1 protein-coding gene is annotated in these 1,596 nt (G+C 60.3%); it reads left to right on the top strand.

Annotated elements, in window-relative coordinates; all coding sequences use genetic code 11:
- Positions 1-241: 241 nt before the first annotated feature.
- Positions 242-1,596, top strand: a 1,355-nt coding sequence (locus tag EN925_RS35085) for a molybdopterin-dependent oxidoreductase (protein ID WP_164894627.1), incomplete at its 3' end; no start/stop codon positions are given.

Below are 1,596 nucleotides of genomic sequence, written 5' to 3'. Positions count from 1 at the left end.
ATTATTGCGTTGCGTCGCTCCATTTGCGGCTCCTTCCATCGCCGAACAGCCCATGACGGAAATAGTTCCACAGGCAAGCGCCCTCAGTGAGGACCGGGTCTGGCGCTTGCCGGCCTGGCCTCCAGCGGTGGGGCGATCCGGGATTGGCGGGATTGGATTGAACCAGCGACGTTCCCATCCCGGCAGCGGGGAACAATCAACGAGCGGCGAGGTTTGGTAGTCGCACTTGCGAGGTTCTGCCATGAAACCTGCCGTTACCGATCATGTCGAAATCAAGAAATACGACCACCCGACGGGCGGCTGGGGATCCCTGTCTTCCTTGATCCGTAAAGCCTATGGCGAAGGCCTTCTGATGTCTGGGATATGGAGCACTCTGCTCAAGCAGAACAAGGCAGACGGCTATATGTGCGTTTCATGCTCATGGGCCAAGCCGGCAGAGCCGCGGCCTTTCGAGTTTTGCGAAAATGGCGCCAAGGCCACGCTGTGGGATCAGACGAAGCTGCGCTGCGGCCCCGATTTCTTTGCACGACATTCCGTCACCGAACTGCTCGATTGGCCGGATTGCGAGCTGGAAAAGCAGGGCCGACTGACCGATCCGTTGCGCTACAATGCCGTCACCGACCGCTACGAGCCGGTGTCCTGGAATGAAGCCTTCGCCGAGATCGGCATGGAACTTCGGCGCCTCGATCCGAAATCGGTGGTTTTCTATACGTCCGGCCGGGCCTCTTTGGAGGCTTCCTTCATGTATCAGCTGTTCGCGCGCATCTACGGTTCGTCGAACCTGCCCGATTCTTCCAACATGTGTCACGAATCGACCTCGGTCGGGCTTCCCAGATCAATCGGCTCGCCGGTTGGAACCGTACAACTCGAAGACTTTTCGCAATGCGACATGATGTTCTTCTTCGGCCACAACACCGGGGTGACGGCGCCGCGGCTGTTGCACCCGCTGCAGGAGGCCCGTGAACGCAATGTGCCGGTGTTCACCTTCAACCCCTTGCCGGAGCGAGGGCTCAAGCGCTTCAAGAACCCGCAGAATCCCGTTGACATGCTGTCGCCGGGGCCCGGCACGAAAATGTCCAGCGACTTCTTCCAGGTCCGCGGCGGCGGCGATATCGCCGCCATGACCGGCATCGCCAAGGCTGTGCTCGCGCTCGACGATGCGGCCCGCGAGCAGGGAAGCTCGCGTATCCTCGATATCGGGTTTATCGCGGAACATACGCATGGTTTCGCCGAATTCGAGGCCTATCTGCGCGCTGCCGCGTGGGATGACATCGTCGCCCGGTCGGGCATTGCGCGACCGGATCTGGAGCATGTCGCCGAAGTCTACAGCCGGTCCAATGCGGTGATCGGCAACTATGGCATGGGTCTGACACAGCACAGGCATGGCACCGAAAACGTGCAGATGTTGTGCAATCTGCTGCTGATGCGGGGCAATATGGGAAAACCCGGCGCCGGCATTTCGCCCCTGCGGGGTCATTCCAACGTCCAGGGCCAGCGCACCGTCGGCATATCCGAAAAACCTGAACTCGTTCCGCTCGACAAATTCGCCGAGTTCTATGCATTCGAGCCCCCGCGCGAGAAGGGCCTCGATACGGT

The sequence above is a fragment of the Mesorhizobium sp. M7A.F.Ca.US.006.04.2.1 genome (assembly GCF_004022915.1).
In the GTDB taxonomy this organism is placed as follows: Bacteria; Pseudomonadota; Alphaproteobacteria; order Rhizobiales; family Rhizobiaceae; genus Mesorhizobium; species Mesorhizobium ciceri.
The sequence above is the reverse complement of the archived record's forward strand: the minus strand, read 5'-3'. Positions and strand labels throughout refer to the sequence as shown.